At 56.0% G+C, this 1,156-nt stretch carries 1 protein-coding gene; it reads right to left on the reverse strand.

What is annotated here, in order from left to right; all coding sequences use genetic code 11:
- On the reverse strand, positions 1-1,156 hold a 1,156-nt coding region (locus tag NKI29_RS33345), incomplete at both ends, for a pilus assembly protein TadG-related protein (protein ID WP_352798695.1).

Consider the following 1,156-nt stretch of genomic DNA (forward strand, 5'->3'; position numbering starts at 1 on the left):
TGGCCGGAATGTCTCGCATTCCAAGGCTCGTGCAATCCTGAATGATGTTTGCGTTGCCGGACCATTGCACGGTACTTGCGACGACCTGCGTGCAACCACCTTTGCCCGAGAAATTGCCGAGATAATTGACGCCCTGTGTTGGAAAATACAGAGCGCCGGTCAATAGCGAATCCGCCGTGCCATTAAACGTGTTGGATCCCGCCAGGTTGGCTCTGTCGCCATAGAACAGCACACCTGAATAGGTGCCCGACGTCGGTGCGCTGAGCTTGACGGTCGCCGTGCCGTTCATGCTAACGCCGGAGGTATCGGCCAGATAAATGACGACACCCTCGCCGGAAATATTTGCATTCGAGCTCGCTTTGAAATCGCCTCCCTCAATGACGTATATCCCGGGCGAGAGGGTTACATTGCCGCTCAAGCTGAGCCCCTTGCAGTATGTTCCAGGTTGCAAGGTTGACTGATTGCCGTTTTGACAAGGGTTCGTGGCCGGCGGCGCCGGCAGGTCGGCAAAAGGATCAGCAGCGGGCAGCGCCTGAGTTATCAGGCTGGCGCAAACGGTCTTCACGACGTTGCTCAACGAAACACCGCCTGCCGATATCAGGCAATCGACATCAAGGCTTGCCGATCCCTGAAGTTTGATGGCGTCCGGAGCTATCGAATTCGACATGACGGAGCAGCCTGTCAGTTTTGTGGTCGAACTGCCGGAAAAGAGCGCCGCTTTCGAAGCGGAAGGATCGACCGTCAAAATGCAGGCTTTTGAAGCATCCGTAATAAGAGCCACCGCCCTTGCTTGTGCGCCAACTGCGTTTTGCGTGAATATCGACGTAAAGAACCGATCGAGGTTCTGATGAACGACTACCTCAACCGCCTTTTTTCCGACATTTGGACCGGCTGACGGAGGCGAGAAGACCTCTATTGTACCTGCTGACGGTCCCCAGCCGTTCGTGGTCGCTGACGCTGTCGCTGCGGAGACAATCTTTGGCGTGTCGGATCCCGAAACCTTTTCCAAAGCGCCAGCATAGGCCGCCGCATCCGCCACAGCTTGTAGCTTCAGGCTGCTGTAATACCAATAGGAAGTCTCGATACCGAGGCCCGCACCGCCGACGACAATCGGCAAAGACAGAGCAAAAATAGTAGCAACGTTGCCGCTCTCGCC

The organism is Mesorhizobium sp. M0678 (assembly GCF_040320505.1).
Lineage (GTDB): Bacteria > Pseudomonadota > Alphaproteobacteria > Rhizobiales > Rhizobiaceae > Mesorhizobium.